The 25,066-nt window shown below is 32.7% G+C and carries 25 protein-coding genes; 8 read left to right on the top strand and 17 right to left on the bottom strand.

What is annotated here, in order from left to right; translation table 11 throughout:
• Positions 1 to 36: 36 nt before the first annotated feature.
• The 5 genes from pheT to AC2D8K_RS04540 form a co-directional block, all read right to left on the bottom strand.
• Positions 37 to 2,439 (bottom strand): phenylalanine--tRNA ligase subunit beta, encoded by a 2,403-nt coding sequence (pheT, locus tag AC2D8K_RS04520; RefSeq protein ID WP_002450653.1) that lies wholly within the window; start codon positions 2,437 to 2,439, stop codon positions 37 to 39.
• Positions 2,439 to 3,497, bottom strand: a complete 1,059-nt coding sequence (gene pheS / locus AC2D8K_RS04525; RefSeq protein ID WP_484698105.1) for a phenylalanine--tRNA ligase subunit alpha — start codon at positions 3,495 to 3,497, stop codon at positions 2,439 to 2,441. The genes pheT and pheS overlap by 1 nt, the downstream gene beginning before the upstream one ends.
• Positions 3,498 to 3,952: 455 nt before the next feature.
• Positions 3,953 to 4,693 carry a TrmH family RNA methyltransferase gene (locus AC2D8K_RS04530; protein WP_002450655.1) on the bottom strand — a complete coding sequence of 247 codons (741 nt, stop codon included), beginning with the start codon at positions 4,691 to 4,693 and terminating at the stop codon, positions 3,953 to 3,955.
• Positions 4,694 to 4,905: 212 nt separating this feature from the next.
• Entirely contained in the window at positions 4,906 to 5,079 is a 174-nt protein-coding gene (gene rpmF, locus AC2D8K_RS04535) for a 50S ribosomal protein L32 (RefSeq protein ID WP_002442221.1), read from the bottom strand.
• Positions 5,080 to 5,157: 78 nt separating this feature from the next.
• On the bottom strand, positions 5,158 to 5,712 hold the full coding sequence (locus tag AC2D8K_RS04540; RefSeq protein ID WP_002450656.1) for a YceD family protein: 555 nt from the start codon (positions 5,710 to 5,712) through the stop codon (positions 5,158 to 5,160).
• 126 nt (positions 5,713 to 5,838) lie between these two features.
• Here AC2D8K_RS04540 and AC2D8K_RS04545 point away from each other — a divergent pair, with 126 nt between their 5' ends.
• A complete protein-coding gene (locus AC2D8K_RS04545) occupies positions 5,839 to 6,981 on the top strand; it encodes a nucleotidyltransferase (protein WP_002450657.1) in 1,143 nt (380 codons plus the stop codon).
• Between the two features lie 52 nt (positions 6,982 to 7,033).
• Here AC2D8K_RS04545 and coaD read toward each other — a convergent pair whose 3' ends face one another.
• Positions 7,034 to 7,519, bottom strand: a complete 486-nt coding sequence (coaD, locus tag AC2D8K_RS04550; protein ID WP_002450658.1) for a pantetheine-phosphate adenylyltransferase — start codon at positions 7,517 to 7,519, stop codon at positions 7,034 to 7,036.
• 1 nt (position 7,520) lies between these two features.
• Positions 7,521 to 8,063: a 16S rRNA (guanine(966)-N(2))-methyltransferase RsmD gene (gene rsmD / locus AC2D8K_RS04555; protein WP_002450659.1), complete on the bottom strand. Its 543-nt coding sequence runs from the start codon at positions 8,061 to 8,063 to the stop codon at positions 7,521 to 7,523.
• A gap of 68 nt (positions 8,064 to 8,131) precedes the next feature.
• Here rsmD and AC2D8K_RS04560 point away from each other — a divergent pair, with 68 nt between their 5' ends.
• Entirely contained in the window at positions 8,132 to 8,521 is a 390-nt protein-coding gene (locus tag AC2D8K_RS04560) for a DUF7147 family protein (protein WP_002450660.1), read from the top strand.
• A gap of 22 nt (positions 8,522 to 8,543) precedes the next feature.
• On the opposite strand, the gene AC2D8K_RS04565 is transcribed toward AC2D8K_RS04560, so the two are convergent.
• Positions 8,544 to 8,795: a DUF2129 domain-containing protein gene (locus AC2D8K_RS04565; protein WP_484698110.1), complete on the bottom strand. Its 252-nt coding sequence runs from the start codon at positions 8,793 to 8,795 to the stop codon at positions 8,544 to 8,546.
• Between the two features lie 233 nt (positions 8,796 to 9,028).
• Between AC2D8K_RS04565 and AC2D8K_RS04570 the strand changes: the two genes are divergently transcribed.
• Positions 9,029 to 9,949 carry a lysophosphatidylglycerol phospholipase D gene (locus tag AC2D8K_RS04570; protein WP_484698112.1) on the top strand — a complete coding sequence of 307 codons (921 nt, stop codon included), beginning with the start codon at positions 9,029 to 9,031 and terminating at the stop codon, positions 9,947 to 9,949.
• A gap of 47 nt (positions 9,950 to 9,996) precedes the next feature.
• Here the strand turns inward: AC2D8K_RS04570 and AC2D8K_RS04575 are convergent, their stop codons facing one another.
• The 4 genes from AC2D8K_RS04575 to cyoE form a co-directional block, all read right to left on the bottom strand.
• Positions 9,997 to 10,431, bottom strand: a complete 435-nt coding sequence (locus AC2D8K_RS04575; RefSeq protein ID WP_002450663.1) for a YlbF/YmcA family competence regulator — start codon at positions 10,429 to 10,431, stop codon at positions 9,997 to 9,999.
• Positions 10,432 to 10,449: 18 nt separating this feature from the next.
• Positions 10,450 to 11,493, bottom strand: a complete 1,044-nt coding sequence (locus tag AC2D8K_RS04580) for a CAP-associated domain-containing protein (RefSeq protein ID WP_002450664.1) — start codon at positions 11,491 to 11,493, stop codon at positions 10,450 to 10,452.
• A gap of 190 nt (positions 11,494 to 11,683) precedes the next feature.
• Positions 11,684 to 12,145: a DUF420 domain-containing protein gene (locus AC2D8K_RS04585; protein ID WP_002450665.1), complete on the bottom strand. Its 462-nt coding sequence runs from the start codon at positions 12,143 to 12,145 to the stop codon at positions 11,684 to 11,686.
• Positions 12,146 to 12,172: 27 nt separating this feature from the next.
• Positions 12,173 to 13,084 carry a heme o synthase gene (cyoE, locus tag AC2D8K_RS04590; RefSeq protein ID WP_484698115.1) on the bottom strand — a complete coding sequence of 304 codons (912 nt, stop codon included), beginning with the start codon at positions 13,082 to 13,084 and terminating at the stop codon, positions 12,173 to 12,175.
• A gap of 246 nt (positions 13,085 to 13,330) precedes the next feature.
• Between cyoE and AC2D8K_RS04595 the strand changes: the two genes are divergently transcribed.
• Positions 13,331 to 14,248, top strand: a complete 918-nt coding sequence (locus AC2D8K_RS04595; RefSeq protein WP_037551944.1) for a COX15/CtaA family protein — start codon at positions 13,331 to 13,333, stop codon at positions 14,246 to 14,248.
• A 49-nt stretch (positions 14,249 to 14,297) separates the two neighbouring features.
• On the opposite strand, the gene AC2D8K_RS04600 is transcribed toward AC2D8K_RS04595, so the two are convergent.
• From AC2D8K_RS04600 to AC2D8K_RS04610, 3 genes are all read right to left on the bottom strand, one after another.
• Positions 14,298 to 17,750, bottom strand: a complete 3,453-nt coding sequence (locus AC2D8K_RS04600) for a pyruvate carboxylase (protein ID WP_207024745.1) — start codon at positions 17,748 to 17,750, stop codon at positions 14,298 to 14,300.
• Positions 17,751 to 18,087: 337 nt separating this feature from the next.
• Positions 18,088 to 19,311, bottom strand: coding sequence for a cell division peptidoglycan polymerase FtsW (gene ftsW, locus AC2D8K_RS04605; protein ID WP_002450670.1), 1,224 nt, complete (start codon positions 19,309 to 19,311; stop codon positions 18,088 to 18,090).
• Between the two features lie 317 nt (positions 19,312 to 19,628).
• Positions 19,629 to 19,904 carry an Fpa/YlaN family protein gene (locus AC2D8K_RS04610; protein WP_002450671.1) on the bottom strand — a complete coding sequence of 92 codons (276 nt, stop codon included), beginning with the start codon at positions 19,902 to 19,904 and terminating at the stop codon, positions 19,629 to 19,631.
• Between the two features lie 147 nt (positions 19,905 to 20,051).
• On the opposite strand from AC2D8K_RS04610, the gene AC2D8K_RS04615 reads away from it, so the two are divergent.
• Together AC2D8K_RS04615 and AC2D8K_RS04620 are read left to right on the top strand one after the other, a co-directional pair.
• Positions 20,052 to 20,534, top strand: coding sequence for a hypothetical protein (locus AC2D8K_RS04615; protein WP_002450672.1), 483 nt, complete (start codon positions 20,052 to 20,054; stop codon positions 20,532 to 20,534).
• Positions 20,535 to 20,720 carry a DUF2197 domain-containing protein gene (locus tag AC2D8K_RS04620; RefSeq protein ID WP_002450673.1) on the top strand — a complete coding sequence of 62 codons (186 nt, stop codon included), beginning with the start codon at positions 20,535 to 20,537 and terminating at the stop codon, positions 20,718 to 20,720. It begins immediately after the preceding gene.
• A 183-nt stretch (positions 20,721 to 20,903) separates the two neighbouring features.
• On the opposite strand, the gene typA is transcribed toward AC2D8K_RS04620, so the two are convergent.
• Complete coding sequence (gene typA, locus AC2D8K_RS04625) at positions 20,904 to 22,751, bottom strand: translational GTPase TypA (protein WP_002450674.1); 1,848 nt, start codon at positions 22,749 to 22,751, stop codon at positions 20,904 to 20,906.
• Between the two features lie 99 nt (positions 22,752 to 22,850).
• On the opposite strand from typA, the gene AC2D8K_RS04630 reads away from it, so the two are divergent.
• Entirely contained in the window at positions 22,851 to 23,042 is a 192-nt protein-coding gene (locus tag AC2D8K_RS04630) for a DUF5325 family protein (protein ID WP_023375088.1), read from the top strand.
• A gap of 290 nt (positions 23,043 to 23,332) precedes the next feature.
• Here AC2D8K_RS04630 and AC2D8K_RS04635 read toward each other — a convergent pair whose 3' ends face one another.
• On the bottom strand, positions 23,333 to 24,151 hold the full coding sequence (locus AC2D8K_RS04635) for an inositol monophosphatase family protein (RefSeq protein ID WP_002450676.1): 819 nt from the start codon (positions 24,149 to 24,151) through the stop codon (positions 23,333 to 23,335).
• 166 nt (positions 24,152 to 24,317) lie between these two features.
• On the opposite strand from AC2D8K_RS04635, the gene AC2D8K_RS04640 reads away from it, so the two are divergent.
• Entirely contained in the window at positions 24,318 to 24,932 is a 615-nt protein-coding gene (locus AC2D8K_RS04640) for a YktB family protein (protein WP_002450677.1), read from the top strand.
• The last annotated feature ends 134 nt before the right edge of the window (positions 24,933 to 25,066 follow it).

Genomic DNA, 25,066 nt, shown 5'->3' on the forward strand with positions numbered 1-25,066 from the left:
CAAACATTAGAACTTGCCGTTTCTTTTTATATTTAATTATCTAATTGTAGCACCTTTTGCTTTTAATGCTTCGATGATTTGATCATGTACTTTCGTTACACGTTCATCTGTTAAAGTATTCTCAGTATCTAAATAATACAATCTAATAGCAACTGATTTTTTACCTTCATCTAAATGCTCACCTTCATAAACATCAAATACAAGTGTATCTTGAAGAATATCAGCACCGCGTTGATGAATCGTATTTGTTAATTCAGAAGCAGGTACATCATGTTCAACTTCTAATGCAATATCACGAGATACACCAGGATATTTAGGTATTGGTTGATAATTGATATAGCCTACTGATACATTCATCATTTCTTCATAGTTCAATTCAAAGACATATGTGCGTTTTAAATCATTATCATTAGCTACTGTAGGATGCAATTCTCCAATGAAACCAATATCTTTACCATTTAAAGATACCATCGCAGTTCTTCCAGGATGTAAACCATCGATTTCAGTAGCACGATATTCAAAATTTAAGTTGAGTTTTTGTGCTACACGATCAATGACACCTTTAGCTAAGTAAAAGTCAACAGCTTCTTTTTTACCTTGCCACTGATTTACAACATATTCACCTGTCATAATACCACTTAAATATTCTACTTCATCAGGCAATTGACCTTCACCATTACCGAAGAATACACGACCAATTTCGTATAATTTAACATCTTGATTTTTACGTGCAACATTATACGCAGCCGCTTCGATTAAATGTGGTAATAAACTTTGTCGTAAAGTTGAATGTGCTTCGCTCATTGGCATTAATAATTCTATAGTCGGTCTATCTTGTAATGCAAAGTCTTTCGCATGTGATTTTGACACGAGTGAATACGTGATCGCTTGGTTTAAACCTGCACCTTCAATGGTTTCTTTAACTGTTCTTGTTTTATGTTGACGATCAGTTAGTGCACCATTCGTAACATCTTCAAATACTGGTAACGTTGATGGAATTTCATCGTAACCATATATACGGGCAACTTCTTCAATCAAATCTTCTTTGATAGAAATATCTTTACGTCTTGATGGTACATAAACAGTAAGCTCATCTTGTTGAGTTTCAGTTTCAAACCCTAATTGTTCAAAGATATTTTTAATTTCTTCAGTAGATAAGTTAAATCCTATTGTACGATTAATTTTATCTGTTGTAATTTGAATCGGTGTAATGAAAGCTCCTAAATCTCCTTCAGCTACACGATCTTTAAGTACACGACCTGACGCATTAGTTTCTAATAAATAACAAGCGCGATCCACTGCTTCGTTGACAAATTCTGTAGCAATACCTTTTTCAAATCGACTTGATGCTTCACTACGTAAATTCAAACGTCTTGATGTATGACGAATTGATGCTGAATCAAATATAGCACCTTCTATAACTACATTTGTCGTTTCGTCGCTAACCTCTGAAAAGTCACCACCCATCACACCACCAAGTGCAATTGGAGATTGTCCGTTTGTTATAACTATATCTGACTCAAGTAATGTTCTTTCTTGATCATCTAAAGTTGTCATCGTTTCATTTTGATGTGCTTGGCGAACTTCAATATGATTTGAACCAATTTGATCTTGGTCAAACATGTGTAACGGTTGTCCATATTCTAATAGTACGTAGTTAGAAATATCAACGACATTATTGATTGGTCGGATACCTGCTTTCATTAAACGTGCTTGCATCCATATTGGCGATGGTGCAATAGTGACATTTTTAACGATTCTAGCACTATAGTATGGAACTTTATCACTATTTTTTACTGTCACTTGCAATTCGTCCATTGCAGAGTTAGTCTCTTCATTACTATTTGTTTCTGGTTTAGTCATTTTTGTGTCGTATAGTGCTGCAACTTCATAAGCTGTACCGACCATGCTTAGAGCGTCTGCACGGTTTGGTGTTAAATCAAATTCCATAATTTGATCATTTAAATACAATGCGTCCAATGCATTTGTACCCGGTGTCATTGCTTCTGGGAATACGAAAATACCATTTTCAAACGCTTTAGGCACAACATTACTTGAAATACCAATTTCCTGTAATGAACAAATCATACCTTCAGAGCGTTCCCCACGTAATTTAGCACGTTTAATTTTAATGCCACCTGGTAATCTGCCCCCCACTTTAGCAACAATGACATATTGTCCTTCATCAACATTTGGTGCCCCACAAACAATTTGTACAGGTGCTTCCTCACCAATATCAACTTGGCAAATATTTAATTTGTCAGCATCAGGGTGAGATGCTTTAGATATAATATGGCCTACTACTAAGTTTTTAATATCTTTTGTTAAATCAACTAAATCATCTACCTCGATACCAGTACGTGTAATACGTTCAGCTAAATCTTGAACATTTTGTTCAACGTCAACATAATCTTTTAACCATTCATTTGAAATTAACATTACGCTTCACCTCTATCTTCTACAGCCTTAAATTGATCTAAGAATCGCACATCGTTTGTATAGAAGTGTCGAATATCTTCAATACCGTACTTCAACATAGCGATACGGTCAGGTCCCATACCAAACGCGAATCCAGAGTATTCATTAGCATCAAACCCTGCCATTGTTAATACATTAGGGTGCACCATTCCTGCACCTAAAATTTCAATCCAGCCTGTATGTTTACATACATTACAACCTTGCCCTTTACATTTAAAACATGATACATCAACTTCTACAGATGGTTCAGTGAATGGGAAGTAACTTGGACGTAAACGAATTTCTCTATCTGCACCGAACAATTCTTTAGCTAATAATTCTAATGTACCTTTTAAATCACTCATCTTAATATTTTTATCTACAACTAAACCTTCAATTTGTGTAAATTGATGACTATGCGTCGCATCATCTGAGTCACGACGGTATACTTTACCTGGACAAATGATTTTCACTGGACCTTGTCCATTACGTTGTTCCATAGTACGTGCTTGTACTGGAGACGTATGCGTTCTCATTAAAGTCTCTTCCGTAATATAAAAACTATCTTGCATATCACGTGCGGGATGTGATTTAGGTAAGTTTAATGCCTCAAAATTATAATGATCTTGTTCAACTTCATAACCATCAACAATTTCGTAACCTAGACCTAGGAATAAATCTTCTATCTCTTCAATCGTACGTGTTAATGGATGTTTAGAGCCGATTTCTATTTGGCGACTAGGTAATGTCACATCGATTGTTTCTTCAGCAAGTTGTTGATTTAACTTTTCATTGGCTAAAATCGTTTGTCTTTCATCTAATTCTTGTTGAATTGTTTGTCTTAATTCATTTACCTTTTGTCCGTATGCTGGTTTTTCTTCATTTGGTATGTCTTTCATATTTTTCATTAAACCACTTACTGCACCTTTTTTACCTAAATATTTTACTTTGACATCTTGTAATGCTTTTTCATCATTTGCAGCATTAATATCAACTAACGCTTGTTGTTTTAATTCACTCATATGATCATTTTGAGTCATTTTAACTTCCTCCTTAGTGCCAATAGATATTTTAAACTAAGACATTTATTAATATCCCAGTCTGCTTTCTCTTATTTTATTTCATTAAATAAAAAAGACTCTCGCCCGATAACTGGGACGAAAGCCTTCCGTGGTACCACCCAAATTTATGCTTATGCATACACTTGTATACGTTGCTAACGAAGACGTACTCCGACTTAAATCTCTTTAAGTAGCCAAAAAGATGAAAAAAACTAATCAAAGTTGGAATAACTTTCAGTCACGATTATTCTCCCTTATACAACTTTATACATTAATTTAAGTCTTTTTATAGGCTAATGATTCAATTTTATATCAGTTAATATTTATTGTTATGAATTCATCATTCATTATAGACGATTTAGATATATAGGGTCAACCTACAATCGCGCCATAGTACATCATGAAAATCAGATTTATCATTTAATGTCTATAAATTACCCTTTGAGTTGATATAACAAGATACTCCCCGCAATGGCTACATTTAAGCTTTCAGCTTGTCCATATATTGGAATCGTTATATTTTGCGTAGTATGTTCTAATAGTGCAGGATCTACACCTTCACCTTCATTACCAAGAATCAATGCAAATGTCTCTTGTGCTTCTATCTCTTTAAAACTTACTGCGTTATCTAATGCAGTGCCATAAACAGGACCATTAAAGGTATTAATGTACGACTGTAAAGACTCTGATATAACTGGAATATGAAATACACTTCCTTGACTGGCGCGTAACACTTTATCTTGATAAGGATCTGCTGTTCCCTTTTCCATTACAATCAGATCTATTCCTGCAGCATCTGCCGTACGAATCAAAGTCCCTAGATTCCCTGGATCTTGTATTCTATCAATTAATAATACTTGTTTGGCTGTTGTTACATCATAATCCGGTTTCTTGATGACAGCAAAAAAGCCTTGAGGCGTTACAGTTCCAGATAATGATTCAGCTACCTTTAAATTGATTTCAAATGTTTCATTGGCATATTCAATTAAGTCACTATCAGTTCTACTTGGATCAACAACGAATAATTGTTCAATTACTAACCCGCTTTGATAAGCTTCTTCAATTAAATGTACACCTTCTATAAGCGCTAATCCTGTTTTATCTCGATCTTTCTTTTTCTTTAATTTATTCGCATTTTTAATTTTATTATTCTGTGCCGATGTAATTTGTTCCATATATCTAATCTCCAATATGATGATTTCTTATTCAATTTAATTGTATATGATTGAGCTACTTTTTTAAATAAAGAAAGTGAGTCCATGATTTGATTATGTTATTTACTGTAAAAGCAACTAAAGTATTTTATCCTGTTAAATATATGATAATAAATAAAAAATATCCTAATTGAAATGACTATTCCAATTAGGATATTTATTGATATCTAAAATTATTTAGATACGATTTCTTCACCATTGTAAGAACCACAGTTTTTACAAACACGGTGAGATAATTTGTATTCGCCACAACTTGGGCATTCAGTCATACCAGGTACTGAAATTTTGAAATGAGTACGACGTTTGTTTTTTCTTGTTTTAGACGTTCTTCTTTTAGGTACTGCCATGATTTATCCTCCTTAAAATTAAACACATCATTAAATGATATCAGTTTATTTAACAATATTATATCATTAATTAAACTGCTATTGGTCTTTATCATATAATTGTTGTAATTTCTGAAGCCTTGGATCAACTTGCTTTCTGTCTGAATCATCATCTTCTTGGTCTTGAACAAGTTCCTCGAATTCATCTTCATCAATCACTTCCCAACCATTGCCTTCAGTTAACATTTGATTGCTATTGTCTGAATATGCTCTCATCGGTTTCTCGATAATGACAAAATCTTCAACAATATCTTTAATGTTAATCATACCGTCAGTCGCTGAATGATAATGCTCATCCTGCTCTTCTTCGTCGGTATAATAATCACTGCCTTCTAAATCAAACACTTCGGAAGTTTCGACATCTAGCGGTACTTCAACAGGTACTAATGTACGTGCACACGGCATCGTATAAGTACCAGTGATATGCATATCTGCAATAACTTCGTTTGATTTAACAGTTAATTGACCTTCAACATTGATTTCAGAAAGATCGATAAGATCTAATGATTCTTTTAAATGTTCAAAATTCACCGTTTGATTAAACTCAAATGGTTTACCTTGATATTTTCTTAATTGTGTTATTGACCATTTCATATGGCTTCACCTCTAACAAGCACAAAATTTATTTTAACTTTCTCAGTATAATATGTCAAGATTTTTTCTTAACATACGTACTTCTGTTACAATACTAATAATGAATTCTGAAAGGACGAATTGCAAATGAAAAGTGTTGGCATTATATCTGAATATAATCCATTCCATAACGGGCATTTATACCATGCACAACAATCCAAATTACTATCCCAAACAGATGTATCCATTGCCTTCATGAGTGGCAACTTTGTCATGCGAGGCGAACCCGCTTTATTTAATAAATTCATTCGTACTCAAATGGCCCTATCAGCTGTTGATTTAGTAGTTGAACTTCCTACCATTGCTAGCCTTTCATCGGGTGATTATTTTGGTGAAATGGCAATTAAATTGGCTGATTATTTAGATGTCAATACCATATCATTTGGAAGTGAACATGGAAATATTAATGCTTTAAAAGAAGCAGCGCAACAGGTTCTTGATTTGGAAAATAGTGATGCCTTTAAATCAAAATTAAAAGAAGGTAAAAGTTATCCTAGAATCATTAACGAATTAATCCAACATCAATCTACGAATGATATTTTACAATCACCTAATAATATTCTAAGTATTGGATATTTAAAAGGGATTCAGCAGTTCGCACCTCAAATTGAAGCCATTACGATTCGTCGTGATACAGCACAGCATCGCGAGCAAACAATTCAACATCAACAATTTGCCAGTGGATCATCCATACGCCAATCTATCATTCACCATCACTCTGACTGGGAAAATGTTGTACCAGGGGCAATTAAATCATTATATCATTCACAATTCACAACTGTGGAGCACGCCTTTCCCTATATAAAATATCAATTGTTAACACAACGTACGTCAACACTTAAAACTATATACACTATGAGTGAAGGATTGGAAAATCGATTAATCTCTATGATTAAGGATGCACACTCATTTAAAGATTTGTTAACTAAAGTCAAAACGAAACGATACACTTATACGCATATCCAGCGTATATTAATGAACATTTTACTTAACATTCAACAAACTGATGTTAACCATAATATCTATGCCGCTAGAATATTAGGTATGAATGAAAATGGTCGAGCATATTTAAAATACCTGAAACATCAGTTCCCAGAACGTCATTTTATTACAAATATCAATCAATCATCTTCCGCTTACTTTCCAATTGAAATTAAAGCAACTCATATTTATAATCTTATGACCGAACAATCTGATGATGATTTCAATACACCAGTTATCAAATCTTAAAAAATGTACTGTTACATAATGTGATTCGCATTATATAACAGTACATTTTTTATTATATATGATATTTTTCTTTTAAGGCTTTTGCTACATTGGGTGGCACAAATTCTGAAATATCAGCTTTATATGCTGCTACTTCTTTAACTATACTCGAACTAATAAATGAATAATTCGTACTAGTCATCATATACATGGTTTCGATATCACTGTTTAACTTTTTATTCATAGATGTTAATCGTAGTTCATATTCAAAATCACTTACCGCTCTCAAACCTCGGATAATTGTTTTTGCACCTACTTGCTTACAAAAATCTACTAACAAACCATTATAATGGTGGACTTCCACATTAGATAAATGTGCTACTGAACCCCTAATTAAATCCATACGTTCTTCTAAATTGAAAGTGCCACCCTTGCTACTATTTTTTAAAACACAAACATGTATTTCGTCAAAACGATCTGCACTTCTTTCTATAATATCTAAATGACCATATGTAATTGGATCGAAACTCCCGGGAATGACTGCTTTCGTCTTATTCATATTATTCTCCTTTTTCTAATAACAAAGTATCTGTCAAACCATAATGATATCTTTTTATTTCTTTAAACGGTGCGCTTTGAATATGTTCATCATTACTAAACTCACAAATGATAATACCATTTTCTTTTAGTAAATTAAACTCTGCAATGCTTTTTAATGCTTCATCAATCAAACCTTTTTTATATGGTGGATCTAGAAAAATGTAATCGAATTGTATGTCTCTTTTAGCTAATGCTTTCAAAGCTCGGTCTGCATTATTTTTATAGACTTCTGATTGTGACATCAAATCGAGTTGTTTAAGATTTGATTTGATTACTTTAACTGCTTTAAAGTTTTGATCTACGAAAATGACCTTCTCCATACCCCGAGATAATGCTTCAATACCAAGGGCACCACTACCGGCAAACAAATCTAAACCAAGACCTGATACTTCATGTAAACTATTGAAGATGCCTTCTTTGACCTTATCCATAGTTGGTCTAGTATTACGACCTTCTAAACTTTCTAACGCTTTACTTTTATGTATTCCTGCTATCACACGCATTCCATTCACACTTCCATTTCACTATGTAATTTAATATAATTTGACTTAAAAGGAGACTGATTTAACATATGAAACAATCATTTATTGTCTTGGGCGAAGGTTTAACAGATTTGTTTGAATTTACTACACTGATCGACTATAACCATTCACGCATTGATAAAATTATTTATTTTCATTCACCACAAACTGAGAAACAATTATCATCTGTCGCTATTGTCATGCAACCAACCGAAGGTAATTATTTTCAAGCAATGTACATGATGATGAATGCAGTAAAATATCCTTATCCTGATAGCAATAAAAAGTTTGAAATGATTAACAACAAGGCCGAAGCCTATGATATTCCAGTTTTAGGCATAGACGTTCAACCACCTGAAGCATTTCATGACAATGACTTATATTTTAATTATTTAATTAGTGTGCTAAGACTTCAACGATGGATTCCACCGTTACAATAAAATACGTCATCTAAAACACGAGTTATAGAACTTCGTGTTTTTCTTTTTCATAGGTTTTCTTTAAAAATCGATAAGGTGATCCATCGATATGTCTTACATACTTTAATTTCATTAATTTATTTACAACATCATCCGCTTCATTCTCATTAACATACATAATGACGTATTTACGTTGTCTATTAAAATGAACGATGTGCCCATATTTTCTAATTTGTCTCTCGTGTTTAATGTGTTTTAAGTAAACGACGAGGCTTACTCTAGGAACTAAGTTCATCTCTCTTCACTCCATTTGATATACAGTTTTTATCATATCATGAGTTTAAATTTTATGAAATAACAATCACTTTCTAATATAAACTAGAGAATGGCATTTGGAAACACATTTAATTCGCTAAATATCTTGTCATTTATTTGATTGTTAACACATTCTATTTCAATACGCACTTCATTTTCCATATGTAACTGATGTCTGTTAATATTACTTTAATAACTTAAGGAGGATATTAAATGGTTAAACTAAATAAGTGGTTAGTTAATGGCTCATTAGCAGCGGCAAGTATAATAGGAAGTGTGCTTTATGTTAATCAAAATAAAAAGCCACGTGAAATTAATGCAATCCCTCCATTCTTTTCAGGTGTAGCACCATATCTGTTTGCTCATAGAGGTGGTATGGCCGTAAGACCTGAACAAACTAAATTAGCATTCGATAATGCGGTTCAATATGGTGTGGATGGTTTTGAAACGGATGTACGATTAACCAAAGATAAAGCACTCATTGTTTTCCATGATGCAACGGTAGATCGTACTACGAATGGATCAGGTAAAGTATGCGAACACACACTTGCTGAATTAAGAAAACTAGGTGCCGGTTATTATTTTACAGATATTAATCGTCAATACCCATATCGTGGACATTCAGACGCAAAAATTCTTACGTTTGAAGAGTTATTAGAACTTTACCCAGAAATGTACATCAATGTAGATTTGAAAGATCATCCTGATAGCTATGAAGGTGCCATAGCTCCTGGAGTACTTTATGATCAAATTTCTAAACATCAAGCAGAACATCGTGTATTAGTCACAAGTTTTCACAAAGAACAAATAGAACGCTTTGACCAATTAAGTAAAGGTACAGTTGCAATTGGTGCAAGTCAAAGTGAAGTTACTGAAGCTTTCATTAAGTTCAATACCTTTAGAGGTAACACTTATCATCCTAAAGCGAATACATTCCAAATGCCTACCGAATTTAAAGGTATCCGACTTACATCTGCAAGATTTATTAAATGGTTAACACTATTAAACATCGTACCAGGATATTATGGGATCAATAGCATTGACTTAATGACAGACCTATATCAAAAAGGTGCGCATACCCTTGTAACTGATCGTCCTGATTTAGCTCAACAATTTAAAGAAACATTAAAATAATAAATGGCAAGGTCTAAAGTTTACCTTAGACCTTGCCATTTATCTTTCTATAGTGAGCAATTACATGATCCTCCGGAGGCACATCCATGTGCAGTTGTTTGGAAAAATGGATTACCCGTCTCAATTTTCACATTATCTGATACTGCTAATGCAATTTTGCTAATTACTTCATCAATTAAATTTTGTAATTCCACTTCTTTAGATTTATAGTCCATGACCACAGGCAACATTTCATACGCGCGTTTACGTTGACGTGTTTCCATCATAATGGTTTTATAATCCGGGTGATATCTACCAAAGCGCATGACATCATCATACTTATCTTTAGACTTTAAGAACGCAGAGTATAATAAGTGTGCTTCATCATCCTGATTTAATAATTCCTTTGCTTCGATATAGTCATGATATATTTCAGAATCTACTATCATATCAGACAATGCTTCGATATCGTCTAAAATAGACAATGTTTCCTCATTTATCATTTGTCATTTTCCCCTCACTTATTTTTCTAAGAAAATTAATGAATAATAATCTTTCATCACTTCTCCACCCATCTCATCATACTTGGTATTTAACATTCTTGAGCGATGAATATCCGAATTCATCCAACTATGAATTAATGTTGGAACGTCATCAAAGTTATAACCCACATTCTGACTTGTAGAAGTATAACTAATATCTCGTTCATCTAATTGTTGTTTCAATGCATTTTCAGTGAATTCAACTGAATCATAGCCGCTCTTTGTCGCATCAAATAAATTAAAAGAGGCAATATGTGCAATATCGTTATTTACTTTTAATGGTTTTAACCCTTTTAATTTTCTCATCTCATTTGTCACTTCATACAGTGTCATTAATTGATTCGTATTTTGTTCATATGGTAAATCTTTATGTTTACTATTAGATGAAGATTGAGATTCATTTGTTTTATACGGTTGTAGAGATGCTAATGTATCTTTATCTAAAAAGCGAATCGCCATAATTTTATTAGTTTGTTGATCAGAATACACTTGAGCATACACATTACCATATTTAATTAATGTTTGTGTTTTTAAATCCTCATCAGACAACTCAAACTCATAAACCTTACCTTTAGATTTAATGGTTGGTTCTGGGTTAATACTTGTATTTTCGTAGATTTTAGAATTTTGTTCACCAATATGCAGTGGGCTTACATTTACATCCTTGCCAGTTGCATATACAGATTTAATATGATCGTCTTTAACACTTACAATGTAATATTGATCTTTCTTTTTAAAAACATAATTTTTATAACCATCTCTAAAAGGATACGTACGACTAGCTTGTCCATACTTTTTAGTAAGTTGATTGATATCTTTTCCAATCCAGGTACCTACACCTTTTTTAGGCTTTGGATTTTCAATATCTTTATTTGTATTTTTAAACTGTTCAGTTCGCTCAGTTTTATGATTTTTATTAGGATTTTCTAAAACATCAAACTTTAAACGTGGTGAGTAAAATAAATAGATTAGAAAAGAAACTAAAAAGACAACACCTAATATGCGTATTACTAATTTTTTCATCTTTCACCCACCTTAATAGAATTATTATCATTGTACATAAATATATATTTCATAATCAAGATAAGTCTATTTTCATCATGAATTTCATTATAAATACTTTCACCTAAATATGTTTGTAATATGAATTAAAGACATAAGAATATTAAAAAACTGATAAAACTTTCAATCAAGTTTTATCAGTTCACTTAAATTATAAACCTAAAGTCGCTTTAATTAACGATGTTGTTTCGCCGCCTGGATATAAGATGTATAAAAGTAAATATACTGCCACACCAGTAATAGCTGTAAAGAACCAAATAATTGAAGCAATAGGTCCAATTTTTCTATGAATATTAAATTTATCTTTGAAGGCCGTAAAAATTTGTATTAAGCCTAATACCCCACCAATTGTTGCTAGGTTAATATGGAATACTAAGAAAATCGTATAGTAAATTTTAATACTATCTGGACCACCAAATGCAGTATTTCCTATAAAGATTGTACGACTAGCATAAATAATAAAGAATGTAGCTGCGAAAATAGCTGCCCATAGCATCACTTTTTTATGCTTATCAATTTGTTTTTTCCAAATAAGTCTCCAACCAATTGCCACTAATATCGCACTAATAACAATGCATGAGGTACTTAACGTTGGTAATATAGGTACGTTCATATGTTTCATCCTTACTTAATTTTATATTTATATCGTTTTAATAAGTGATACGACTACAACTAGTACAAAGAAAACGACTAAATAGTTTAACGAATAGATAAACATAGTGGTTGCCCATTTAGTTTGATTAGTATTACGTTTGAATGATGTAAAACCGAGTGCCATCCAACCTAAATTTAATAATGTAGCTAATACTATAAATGTAGTACCTAAATTAGATAACATGAATGGAATTGGTAATAATAATACTAACCAAATGAACATGCTTATACGTGTTCTATTGAATCCTTTGACAGATGGCAACATTGGAATATTTGCTAATGAATATTCATCACTACGTTTAATAGCTAAAGCATAGAAATGAATAGGTTGCCAACAAAATACTACCAAAAATAATGCTATTGCTGCAACACTGATAGAACCATCAATAGCTACCCAACCAATTAATGGTGGTACAGCACCTGGGAAACTACCTACAACAGTATTCCAAGTTGTGTGTCGTTTAGACCAAATCGAATAATAAGAAACGTATCCTAAGATACCAATTAATCCTAATACGCCTGATGGAATATTGAGTAAAAATAAACATGCCTCACCTACTAACATCATACCAAAGCTTAAAATTAATAAGTGTTTATTTGAAATTCTATCATTTACAGTGGGTCTATTTTGTTTACTAGGCATGATTTGATCAATATCTTGATCATAATAGTTATTTAGTGCACATGCACCGCCCATAATCAATGTAGAACCTATAATCATTAATAAAATTTGAGGTATAGACGATAGGAAGGAATGGTTTGTCATTACAACAGCCAACCAAGCCCCGGCAAATGCAGGAATCAAATTCCCTTGAACAAGGCCCATCTTAATAATCTGTTGTAATTCTTTAAATGTCACACGGCCCGTATCTTGTGACAACGTTTGTTCTCTGTTCATAATTCCCCTCCTTGAACTTTTTCATATAATATAATGATATAGCAAATAGTTATAAAAGACTAGGTTTTAAAAAATTAAATTGTGACACTTTAACGACATTCTAAATAGTTGATTTTGTATAGCATTTAAAAATGGTATCATTAATATAATGTAGAAGAAAAATATATACGTTAATTTAAAGGAATGATCTAACATGAAATACGTGATTAGACGGAGTACTTTAATTTAATGATGGGGTGTTTATCATTGTTTAGAAAAGAAAACCTTAAATGGTTAAGTGTCTTAGCAACAATTATCATGACATTTGTACAATTAGGTGGTGCACTCGTCACTAAAACTGGTTCCGAAGATGGTTGTGGTTCCTCTTGGCCATTATGTAATGGTGCATTTCTACCACAGAATTTACCTATACAAACCATTATCGAATTGAGTCACAGAGCTGTATCAGCATTGTCACTTATCGTGGTATTGTGGCTAGTGATTACTGCATGGAAACATATCGGATATATCAAAGAGATCAAACCATTATCTATCATAAGTGTTGGCTTTTTATTACTGCAAGCTTTAGTAGGGGCTGCAGCGGTTATTTGGCAACAAAACGATTATGTTTTAGCGCTACATTTTGGTATATCTCTTGTAAGTTTCTCTTCTGTATTCTTAATAACACTTATTGTTTTCTCAATTGATCAAAAGTATGAAGCTGCTGAGGTAATCATTAAAAAGCCATTACGTACATTGACTTGGTTAATGGCGATTATTGTTTATCTTACAATCTACACTGGTGCATTAGTAAGACATACTGATTCTAGTTTAGCTTATGGTGCATGGCCAGTACCTTTTGAGGATATTGTCCCACACAACGTACATGATTGGGTACAGTTCGCACATAGAGGTATGGCATTGGTTACTTTCATGTGGATTATGTTCACATTTATTCATGCCGTGAAAAATTATGCTGATAATCGTACCATCAAATATGGTTACACAGCTGCATTTATTTTAGTTATTTTACAAGTTGTCACTGGTGCATTATCAGTCATTACAAATGTTAATTTGTTTATTGCTTTACTTCATGCTTTATTTATTACTTATTTATTTGGTATGATTGCCTACTTCATTTTATTAATGTTAAGAACAACAAGAAGTTTAAAAAACAAATCATAATTCAAAGCCCAAACATTCATCTTAATGATTGAATGTTTGGGCTTTTTAATTAGTTCGCTTCTTTTTCAATTTCTATTAATAAATCACCTGTTGCAATCGCATCACCACTAGATACAGTGACACGTTTAATTACACCATCAAATGGCGCTTGAACAGTTGTTTCCATTTTCATTGCTTCAGTGATAAGTAGCGCTTGATTTGCCTTTACTTTATCCCCAACTGCTACTTTCACTTCAGTCACAGAGCCAGGCATTTGCGCACCTATATGACTAGGATTAGTTTTATCTGCTTTTGGTTTTACATTTACATTCGCTTTAACATTTTCATCTTTGATATATATACGTCTTGCTTGACCATTCATTGAGAAATAAATGGTTCTTTGACCATTTTCATCTGGTTCACTAATCGTTTCTAACTTAATGATTAATCGTTTACCTGTATCAATTTCTATTTCAACAGTTTCTCCATTTCTCATTCCAAACAAGAATGTAGGTGTATCTAATAATGATAAGTCACCAAATTGCTCTTTCGTTGTAATAAATTGTTTGTATACTTTTGGATATAATACGTAACTAATAATGTCTTGTTCTGTCACTTCAGTGTTTTGTAATGAAACTAATTTCTGTTTTACTTCCTCAAAATCAACAGGTTCTAAATATTCTCCAGGTCTATTTTCTAACGCTGTTTGTCCTTTTAAAATCACTTTTTGAAGTTGTGCATTAAATCCATTTACAGGTTGACCAATTTCACCTTTAAAGAATGAAACGACAGATTCTGGGAAATCTAATTTATGTCCTTGATTAATGACATCCTCTTCGTTCAAATCATTTTGAACCATAAATAGTGCCATATCTCCGACTACTTTCGAAGATGGTGTTACTTTGACAATATCACCAAATAAGAAATTCACACGACGATACATATCTTTAACTTCATCGAAGCGTTCTCCTAAACCAAGGCTTTTAGCTTGTTGACTTAAATTCGAATATTGTCCGCCTGGCATTTCATGTTGGTAAATTTCTGTATTTGGAGATTTGATATCACTTTCAAAATCAACATAATAAGGGCGCACTGTTGACCAGTAATGACTTATTTCTTCTAGCCCATTAATATCTGCTCTCAATTGACGTGGGAAGCCGTTTAAAGCATAGTATAATGAATTGGCACTAGGTTGACTTGTTAAACCACTCATTGATGCTACAGCCGTATCGATGATATCTACACCTGCATTAATCGCTTGCATATACGTTAATAAACCATTGCCACTTGTATCATGAGTATGAAGATGTATCGGCATATCAACTGCTGCACGTAAATGTCCAATAAGTTCATAGGCTGCTTTCGGTTTTAATAAGCCGGCCATATCTTTAATGGCTAAAATATGGAATCCTTCTTTTTCTAATTCTTTTGCTAATTTCACATAGTAGTCCAATGTATATATATTAGATCTTTCAGGATTTAAGATATCTCCTGTATAACAAATAGTACCTTCTGAAATCTTTCCTGCTTCTTGAACTGCTTCGTTCGCCACTTTCATTTGATCTACCCAGTTTAATGAGTCAAAAATTCTGAATACATCAACACCTGCTTCTGCACTTTCTTTCACAAATTTTTGTATAACATTATCTGGATAATTTTTATAACCCACGGCATTTGAAGCACGTAATAACATCTGAAATAGCACATTAGGTATTGCTTGACGCAATCTTTCAAGTCGTTCCCACGGATTTTCTTTTAAGAAGTTATATGCTACATCAAACGTTGCACCGCCCCACATTTCAAGTGAAAAATTATCTTTAAATACTTCTGCTGTTTTAGAAGCAATATTCAACATATCTTTAGTACGTACACGTGTGGCTAATAAAGATTGATGAGCATCTCTAAATGTTGTATCTGTCATTAAAACATCTTCTTGTTCGCGTACCCAATTTGCCACACCTTTAGGGCCTTGTTGATCTAATAACTGTTTCGTACCTGAAAACGTAGCTATTTTCTTTTGTGATACTTTAGGAATAGATGCAGCTTCATAAAGCGGTTTAGGTCGTTGTTCAACATTAGGGAACCCATTAATAGTTACATTACCTATGTATTCTAATGTTTTCGTACCTCTATCTAAAGTTGGTTCTATATTAAATAATTCAGGTGTCTCTTCTATAAATTTAGTTGTATAATCGCCACTTCTAAATTGTTCATTTCTCATCACATTGATTAAAAATGGTATATTCGTTTTCACACCTCGAATACGCATTTCTCTTAATGAACGTTCCATCTTTTCTTCAGCTTGTTTGAATGACATAGCATGTGTCGATAGTTTTACTAATAATGAATCATAATATGGCGAAATCTCTGCACCTTGGAAACCATCGCCAGCATCTAAACGGACTCCAAATCCACCACTAGAACGATATGCAATAATTGTGCCAGAGTCAGGCATAAAATCATTGAGTGGATCTTCAGTAGTAATACGACACTGGATCGCATAACCTAATGTTTGAATATCTTTTTGCTTTGGCATACCTATTTCTTCACTAAATAATTCTGCACCATCAGCAACTAATATTTGCGTTTTAACGATATCAATACCTGTAATCATCTCTGTGATTGTGTGTTCCACTTGTACACGTGGATTGACTTCTATAAAGAAGAATTCATTACCTGATACTAAAAATTCGACTGTTCCTGCGTTTACATATTTGATATGAGACATTAATTGAAGCGCAGCGTCACATATTTTCTTTCTTAAAGTTTCAGGTAATCCGACAGACGGTGCTACTTCGACTACCTTTTGATGACGACGTTGAACAGAACAATCTCTCTCATAAAGATGTACTAGATTACCATAGTCATCGCCTATAACTTGTACTTCAATATGTTTAGGGTTATCAATGTAACGTTCTATATATATTTCACTATTACCAAATGATTTTTCTGCTTCAGATTTAGCACGATGGAATGCATCTTCAAGCTCACTTTCTTCGTGAACGATACGCATACCTTTACCGCCACCACCACTGGTAGCTTTAATCATCAATGGATAACCTGCTTCGTTAGCGAAAGATTGTGCAGCCTCATAGCTTTCTATAGGTCCATCTGTGCCTGGTATAACTGGTAAGTTAGCTTTAAGTGCAGTAGCTCTAGCTTTAACTTTATCTCCAAACATATCCAAATGTTCTAGATGTGGTCCAATAAATTTGATGTCCTCTTCTGCACATCTGCGCGCAAAATGTTCATTTTCACTTAAAAATCCATAACCTGGGTGGATCGCATCTACATTTGCTCTTTTAGCTACATCAATAATGCGTTCAATATTCAAGTAACTTTCAGCTGGTCCTAAATCACTACCAACTAAGTAGGACTCATCAGCTTTATATCTATGTAACGATGATTTATCTTCTTTAGAGTATATGGCTACTGTATTAATATTTAATTCTGCAGCAGCTCTAAAAATTCTGATAGCGATTTCCCCACGATTGGCTACTAATAACTTTTTAATATGTTTCAAAAGTGATCACACCCCTGTTAAATTTTCGGAATTTTCTTACTAATCTGATACTAAGATTTTATCTTATATAGATTGCTTTTTCTATAGTTATTGTATATTAGTCATAATTCTTTAATTTATATGTCACATAAGATAAAAATTCTTATTGTGCAGCTAACTCTAGTTATAAAATTCATATAAAATTATCATAAACAATAACTTTATATTATCATTGCATCAATCATATTTCCAGTTAAATCTTGTATGTTTAATAAATATTTATAATAAAAAAAGCTAATCTCTATAACTTTAGAAAATTCAATATAATGAATTTTCTAAAGCGAGATTAGCTAAATACTTATTGATATCGTCGTTTAATATCGACTTTATGTTGTTTGGCCCTTTTTTCATCCATTTTGATTTGTTTAGCGGTAATGAGCAATAAGCCCATTGCTATACTTAAACTAATCATAGCAGACCCACCAAAACTTATAAATGGTAATGGTACCCCTGTTAATGGGATCGTTGCTGAAATACCACCTAAGTTAACAAATGTTTGACTTCCAATATAACTGGCGATACCAACACAAACTAATTTGTAAAAATATGAGTTTGTTTTATTCGCAAGTTGGAAAGCTCTATAAACAATGAAAAATTCAAGCAAAATGACAAACAAGCCGCCTACTAAACCTAACTCTTCACAGATTACCGCAAAAATAAAGTCAGTATGTGGTTCGGGTAAATAGCCTAATTTCATAATACTATTACCTAAGCCTCGGCCAAATAGACCGCCATTACCTATTGCCATCAGTGAATTCGATATGTGATAACCTGTTCCGGATTCAGCACTAAACGGATTAGTTAATGTACTAAATCTTGCTTCTAGGTAGCTTGGTAATAAGCCTGCAATAAGAACTAATACAGAAATCAAAATCCCTGCAATTGCTACCATAACACCGTATTTCAAAACATTGTGTACACCGATTCCAGCATAAAACATGATTGAAAAGAATATAATTAATATTAATAGTGTTTGTCCTACGTCCTTTTGTAAAAAGACTAATGCGACACAACTAGCAACTAAAATAATAGGTGCTGAAATTAATTTAATTTTATTACGCACTGCCGGCATTTTCTTTTCTATCATAAATGGCAAATATAATATAATAGCAATTTTAAGTAATTCTGATGCTTGTAAGTTCATAAATCCTAAGTTGATCCAACTTTTTGAACCGTTAATATTTTTACCAATGACTAGCGTAATTAATAGTAAAACAAATATACCTATCATCATCCATTTTTGGACATTGGGTTGTTTCAAGATCTTTACATTCATGATAAATGCCATAAAAAAGACAATAGCAAAGCTCATAATGACGTATAGCAACTGTCTTGTGTAGAAATATGTTCCCGATACTTCAGCGCCACCTGTTAAAGTACCTTTTGTAGCAGCAACCATACTGGCACTATAAACCATAACTAGACCAATTAAACATAGGATGACGTATGTGACCAACAATGGATAATCGATAAATTTAGATGTTTTTCCAATATATCGCATTATATTTTTAAAATTTTTCATATACTTGTACATCCAATTCGAATTTTTTGAGAGTTGATTTTAAGAGTCTCGAAATAAATAATCACTAACTCTAAAACCTATCTTTTTTATTATAAACTTCCTATGTATCACAAAACAAATATAAACTTAACGATTATTCAAAAAAGATAAAATGACTGAGAAAATATCAATTATGATACTATCTCAGCCACCATTTATACAATGTGCAAGTTGCGATTTCACATTTCATTTCAACATGAAAGTGTTGTCATAAATGTATTAAGTGAATACTAGTAACATTAATAACACTATATCAACACATCAAATTTATATAAAAATTAAACGTTTGTAAATGCTTCGTGTAGTTTTGAAAGTTCTTTTTCAAGTCTTAACATTAGATTTTTGCCGTCTTCTTTCTCAACTAGCCCGAGTTGTACAGCAAAATCTACTTCTTTTTGAAGACCGAACATTTGTGTATCTAAAACTTCTTCATATAGTGGACAAGAAGGTACTGTTAAATTGTCCATTTGAACTTTAATAAGATGTAATATTCTATCTGCATCTTTGTTCAGTTGGTCATAAGCCGCATTATTTAGTTTCGACTGATTAGCCATGACACGCACTCCCCCTATCATTTCATTAAATATCTTCAATATATAAAATTCTATCTTACTGAATGTTAAAAAGCAAGTATCTTTAAATTAAGTATAACGTATTTTATGATAAAATAATATAAGATAAAAATTTAGGGAGTGGGCAAGATGATTCAAATAAAAGGTGCGGTAAATTTCCCCATCACATTAGATAGTACAACATGGATTTTCGATGATAGAAAGGTTAGCATCGAAGACTTAGAACAAGGAGTGTTCGATGGCACTAAACCAATTCAATTCGAGGATAATCGCGAGTGGAATCGTGCTATCTTAGAAGGTCAAACAAATCCACCAACATTAAATTCTGAAATTAAATACAAAAAGCGTTCTGTACTAGAAGGTTCATTTGTAATTAATATGACACCCTTCTTTAAAACTGCAGAACCACAATCAAATGCAACTGCTATTAAATTATTTAATGATGAAGATTCTATTGAAGTGCCATTAGATTTATTACCATATTTATTCTTCCAATTTGCTAAATATGGTAAACGTCTATATGACGATAACTCTGTGGATGGTTTTGTATATGATACTGAAAAAGGTTATAGCTATGAATTTAAGTATGTAAAATATATTGAGGTGATTTAATTGGTTCCAGTCAAATGTATCATTTGTGATACTACAGTACATATTGATGAAAACACTGTAGAAGCAAAACGACTTAGAAATAATCCTATTCGCACATTTATGTGTGATGATTGTAAAAGTCGTCTAGATACACCTAAACAGCCTCAACCATTTGCAACAAATAATCATAAAAAAGAAAATGACTAATTAACTAGCGTATGATTGTAGCGTCTTTATATAAGAAGTTGTAATCATACGTTTTTTATATGAGCACATAGTTTATTCTAATTAATTTATGATGTACTTGTTTAATATTAAAAAAAGAAAACCACTTGAGAATTGAATACAATCAATAATCAAGTGGTTTGTAAATAGTGAAATAGACGATAATTATTCTTCGTCAGACATCATTTGTTTAACACGTTTAGCTTCTTTTTCACGTACTGATTTGTTTAATAATTTCTTTCTTAAACGAATACTTTCAGGTGTAACCTCTACTAATTCATCATCATTGATAAATTGTAACGCTTCTTCAAGTGTTAGTACTCGAGGACGGTTCATAGTTTGTGTTTGGTCTTTCGTAGCAGAACGTACGTTAGTTTGGTGTTTTGTTTTAGTGATATTAACTGTTAAGTCATTTTCACGGTTATGTTCACCAACAATCATACCTTCATAAACTTCAGTACCTGGCTCCATGAAGTTAACGCCTCTGTCTTCTAAACCTAAAATCGCATACGTACTAGCAGAACCTTGATCCATTGAAATTAATGCACCATTTCTTCTGCCACCGATTTTAGCTTTAATACGAGGTCTGAATTCTTCAAATGTATGGTTGATAATACCATAACCACGTGTCATTGACATAAATTCTGTAGTATAACCAATCATACCACGTGCTGGTACCATAAAGATAAGACGAGTAAGACCATTATCAGTCGTCATCATATCTAACATTTCACCTTTACGTGCACCTAAAGATTCAATAACAGCACCAGAATTTTCTTGAGGTACTTCACATTGAACTCTTTCAAATGGTTCACACATAACGCCATCAATTTCTCTAATGATAACTTGTGGTTTAGATACTTGAAGCTCATAACCTTCACGACGCATATTTTCAATTAAAATTGATAAATGTAATTCACCACGTCCAGCAACTACCCAAGCATCTGGTGAATCTGTTGGTGTAACTTTTAATGATACGTCTGTTTCAAGTTGTTGATCTAAACGTTCTTGAATTTGACGTGCTGTTACAAAATCACCTTCACGTCCTGCAAACGGTGAATTATTAACTCTAAATGTCATTTCAAGTGTTGGTTCATCAATACGTAATACTGGTAACGCATCTTGATGATCATGTGGTGTAACTGTTTCACCTACGTTGATATCTTCCATACCAGAAACCGCAATTAAGTCACCTGCTTGTGCTTCTTCAATTTCTTCACGTTTTAATCCGAAGTAACCAAATATTTTTGTTACACGGAAATTTTTAACGCTACCATCTAATTTGATCAGTGATACATTATCTCCTACACGCATTTTACCTCTGAAAACACGTCCTACACCGATACGTCCAACATAGTCATTATAATCTAATAACGCTACTTGGAATTGTAATGGTTCATCACTATTATCAACTGGTGCTGGTACGTAATCGATAATAGTTTCATATAATGATTGCATGTTTTCATCTTGTTGTTCTGAATTTAAACTTGCAGTTCCATTAACAGCTGAAGCATATACAACAGGGAAATCAAGTTGTTCATCGTTAGCTTCTAATTCGATAAATAAATCTAATACTTCATCAACTACACCTTCTGGTCTTGCAGATGGTTTATCAATTTTATTTACTACTACCACTGGTTTTAAATTTTGTTCTAATGCTTTTTTAAGTACGAAACGTGTTTGAGGCATAGTACCTTCATACGCATCGACAACTAATACAACACCATCAACCATTTTCATGATACGTTCTACTTCGCCACCGAAGTCGGCATGTCCTGGTGTATCTAAGATATTAATTCGTGTACCTTTATAGTCAACCGCAGTATTTTTCGCAAGAATCGTAATACCACGTTCTCTTTCTAAGTCATTAGAGTCCATAGCACGATCGTCAACATGTTCGTTCTCTCTAAAAATTCCTGATTGCTTTAATAATTCATCTACTAACGTCGTTTTACCATGGTCAACGTGCGCAATAATTGCTATATTACGTACATCTTCTCTTATATTCGTCATATTATAAATTTCCTTTCTTAAGTAAACTCCCACTTTTAATTACAACTTTTTTATTATATCATAGATTAGAGAAAAAATAAGTAAAAGGTGGGGTATGGGATGCAACAAAAAAAATCTAAAGGCATTTTCTGGATATTCTCAATTTTAGCTTTAATCTTTTTATTGCTATTTAGCTTTAGTATTGGTGCAGCAAATGTTCCAATGATGATTTTAACATTTATATTACTCGTTGCAACATTTGGCGTCGGTTTCACAGTGAAAAAGAAATATCGCGAAAATGACTGGTTATAGATGATATAACCCAATATCAATAAAATAAAACTTTATTTAAAATCAAGTGTTAGTTGCATTTTATTATAAGATTCATTGATTAAAATGGCTGTCTCATGGTTAGTCAAACGAATATTAATCAACATGATTAAACATTTGAGACATATCCATTTAAAATCTTGGCATCATCGAACCATAACTACTTTCTCCTTTTGTGGGAAGTATTCTTACAAATATGTTTATTTAAATTTTAAATAAAAAGACAAAGCCTGGAACGTAATACGAAGTCCCATGCTTTGTCTTTTATTATATTAATTACCAAAACGTTTTTTATGATGTGTTCTTAAAGTATCTTCATGATCTTTTAAGTATTTCTTCATTATTTCATCGTGTAATGAATGATTGGCCATGACAATAGAATTGGGGTGAGTAATAGATAACGTTTCTCCAAGTAAATTCGTTCCTTTTCCACCGACTTCATTGAGTATCATTAAGCCACCAGCATAATCCCATGGTTGTAGTCTTGGCGTCAGATAGGCATCTAATTGTCCTTTAGCTACACTCACAATTTCCAATGCTGCACTGCCATAAGCTCTTGCACTACGTGCATCATTCACTATTGGTGCAAAAATGGGCCCCATAATAGGTTTAGTTAGCCAATTGGGGTTAATGCCAATAATACTTGTTTTTAAATGCGTGTCATTTAAAGGTTCTAAAGCATGATTATTTTCAAATGCACCTTCCCCTACTTTGGTATGATATAAAATATCTCTCATCACATCGTATACAAAGCCAGCATATGGTTGACCATCGTGGTAAATACCAATTGAAATAGCGAAGTTTTCTTGTTGATGAACAAAGTTTAACGTGCCATCTATCGGATCAACTACCCAAACGATTCCAGACGTATCAATCAAGTCATGACCATGACCCTCTTCACCAATCACTTTATGCTCTGGATAATTTTGATGTATCATATCATAAATATAATCTTCAGTTGCTTTATCTACATTTGTTACTAAGTCATTAGGATTAGATTTAGTTTCAATATTTAATTCATCTTTCATCATCAAGCGTACTTTATTACCCGCTTCTAATACTAACCCTTTTGCAAAATCGTAAAGTGCCATGGTATCATCTCCTATTTATCTCTATTATACATGATTATGGTCTTGATTTTATATTTATAGGCTCCCCTATTTTTAACAATTTATGCATTCTTTTGAAACTGCAATTTAGAATTTTAATGCTTTGTTATGCTACAATAATTTTAATCATTATCCTAGGAGGCAAATCATGACTAAATACACATTTTCACCTCAAAATTTTAAAGCCTTTGATGTGGATGGCCTAGATGCTAGAATGGAAGCACTCAATGAGCATGTTAGACCGCAATTGCATGAATTAGGAGAGTATTTCACTGAATACTTTACAACTCAAACAGGTGAAACATTTTATCCTCACGTGGCAAAACATGCTAGAAGAAGTGTCAATCCACCTAAAGATACGTGGGTTGCATTTGCTCCAAATAAACGCGGCTACAAAATGTTACCTCATTTCCAAATCGGCTTATTTAGAGACCAATTATTTATAATGTTTGGTGTCATGCACGAAGCAAAAGATAAGGCTGAACGAGTTAAAATATTTGATAAACATTTTGATACGTTAAGAAACCTACCGTCAGATTATAGCATTTGTCTTGATCATATGAAGCCTGAAAAGACGCTTATCAAAGACTGTACTGATGTGCAATTACATGAAGCCATTGATCGTGTCAAAAATGTTAAAAAAGGTGAATTCTTCGTAGCTAGATCTATTACACCAGATGACCAAAGGTTAAAAACTGATAAAGCTTTTATTCAATTTGTTAAAGAAACATTTGATCAATTCTTAAAATTCTATTCTGCTTAAGTCAAAAGAGTTTCACGATATTTGAACCTGCGACATTCACTCATGTCCAGGTTTTTTTGTTTTGCAAAATATTTTTAGGTTGACCTAAAAATAACATTAGGTTAATATATCAATATATTTTAAGTTAGAGGTGA

It is taken from the genome of Staphylococcus sp. 510, assembly GCF_057219715.1.

What these genes read in the sequence shown, in the direction of transcription:
- pheT (WP_002450653.1), bottom strand. Translation starts at nt 2,439, where the DNA reads ATGTTAATTTCAAATGAATGGTTAAAAGATTATGTTGACGTTGAACAA.
- pheS (WP_484698105.1), bottom strand. Translation starts at nt 3,497, where the DNA reads ATGACTCAAAATGATCATATGAGTGAATTAAAACAACAAGCGTTAGTT.
- AC2D8K_RS04530 (WP_002450655.1), bottom strand. Translation starts at nt 4,693, where the DNA reads ATGGAACAAATTACATCGGCACAGAATAATAAAATTAAAAATGCGAAT.
- rpmF (WP_002442221.1), bottom strand. Translation starts at nt 5,079, where the DNA reads ATGGCAGTACCTAAAAGAAGAACGTCTAAAACAAGAAAAAACAAACGT.
- AC2D8K_RS04540 (WP_002450656.1), bottom strand. Translation starts at nt 5,712, where the DNA reads ATGAAATGGTCAATAACACAATTAAGAAAATATCAAGGTAAACCATTT.
- AC2D8K_RS04545 (WP_002450657.1), top strand. Translation starts at nt 5,839, where the DNA reads ATGAAAAGTGTTGGCATTATATCTGAATATAATCCATTCCATAACGGG.
- coaD (WP_002450658.1), bottom strand. Translation starts at nt 7,519, where the DNA reads ATGAATAAGACGAAAGCAGTCATTCCCGGGAGTTTCGATCCAATTACA.
- rsmD (WP_002450659.1), bottom strand. Translation starts at nt 8,063, where the DNA reads ATGCGTGTGATAGCAGGAATACATAAAAGTAAAGCGTTAGAAAGTTTA.
- AC2D8K_RS04560 (WP_002450660.1), top strand. Translation starts at nt 8,132, where the DNA reads ATGAAACAATCATTTATTGTCTTGGGCGAAGGTTTAACAGATTTGTTT.
- AC2D8K_RS04565 (WP_484698110.1), bottom strand. Translation starts at nt 8,795, where the DNA reads ATGAACTTAGTTCCTAGAGTAAGCCTCGTCGTTTACTTAAAACACATT.
- AC2D8K_RS04570 (WP_484698112.1), top strand. Translation starts at nt 9,029, where the DNA reads ATGGTTAAACTAAATAAGTGGTTAGTTAATGGCTCATTAGCAGCGGCA.
- AC2D8K_RS04575 (WP_002450663.1), bottom strand. Translation starts at nt 10,431, where the DNA reads ATGATAAATGAGGAAACATTGTCTATTTTAGACGATATCGAAGCATTG.
- AC2D8K_RS04580 (WP_002450664.1), bottom strand. Translation starts at nt 11,493, where the DNA reads ATGAAAAAATTAGTAATACGCATATTAGGTGTTGTCTTTTTAGTTTCT.
- AC2D8K_RS04585 (WP_002450665.1), bottom strand. Translation starts at nt 12,145, where the DNA reads ATGAACGTACCTATATTACCAACGTTAAGTACCTCATGCATTGTTATT.
- cyoE (WP_484698115.1), bottom strand. Translation starts at nt 13,084, where the DNA reads ATGAACAGAGAACAAACGTTGTCACAAGATACGGGCCGTGTGACATTT.
- ftsW (WP_002450670.1), bottom strand. Translation starts at nt 19,311, where the DNA reads ATGAAAAATTTTAAAAATATAATGCGATATATTGGAAAAACATCTAAA.
- AC2D8K_RS04610 (WP_002450671.1), bottom strand. Translation starts at nt 19,904, where the DNA reads ATGGCTAATCAGTCGAAACTAAATAATGCGGCTTATGACCAACTGAAC.
- AC2D8K_RS04615 (WP_002450672.1), top strand. Translation starts at nt 20,052, where the DNA reads ATGATTCAAATAAAAGGTGCGGTAAATTTCCCCATCACATTAGATAGT.
- typA (WP_002450674.1), bottom strand. Translation starts at nt 22,751, where the DNA reads ATGACGAATATAAGAGAAGATGTACGTAATATAGCAATTATTGCGCAC.
- AC2D8K_RS04630 (WP_023375088.1), top strand. Translation starts at nt 22,851, where the DNA reads ATGCAACAAAAAAAATCTAAAGGCATTTTCTGGATATTCTCAATTTTA.
- AC2D8K_RS04635 (WP_002450676.1), bottom strand. Translation starts at nt 24,151, where the DNA reads ATGGCACTTTACGATTTTGCAAAAGGGTTAGTATTAGAAGCGGGTAAT.
- AC2D8K_RS04640 (WP_002450677.1), top strand. Translation starts at nt 24,318, where the DNA reads ATGACTAAATACACATTTTCACCTCAAAATTTTAAAGCCTTTGATGTG.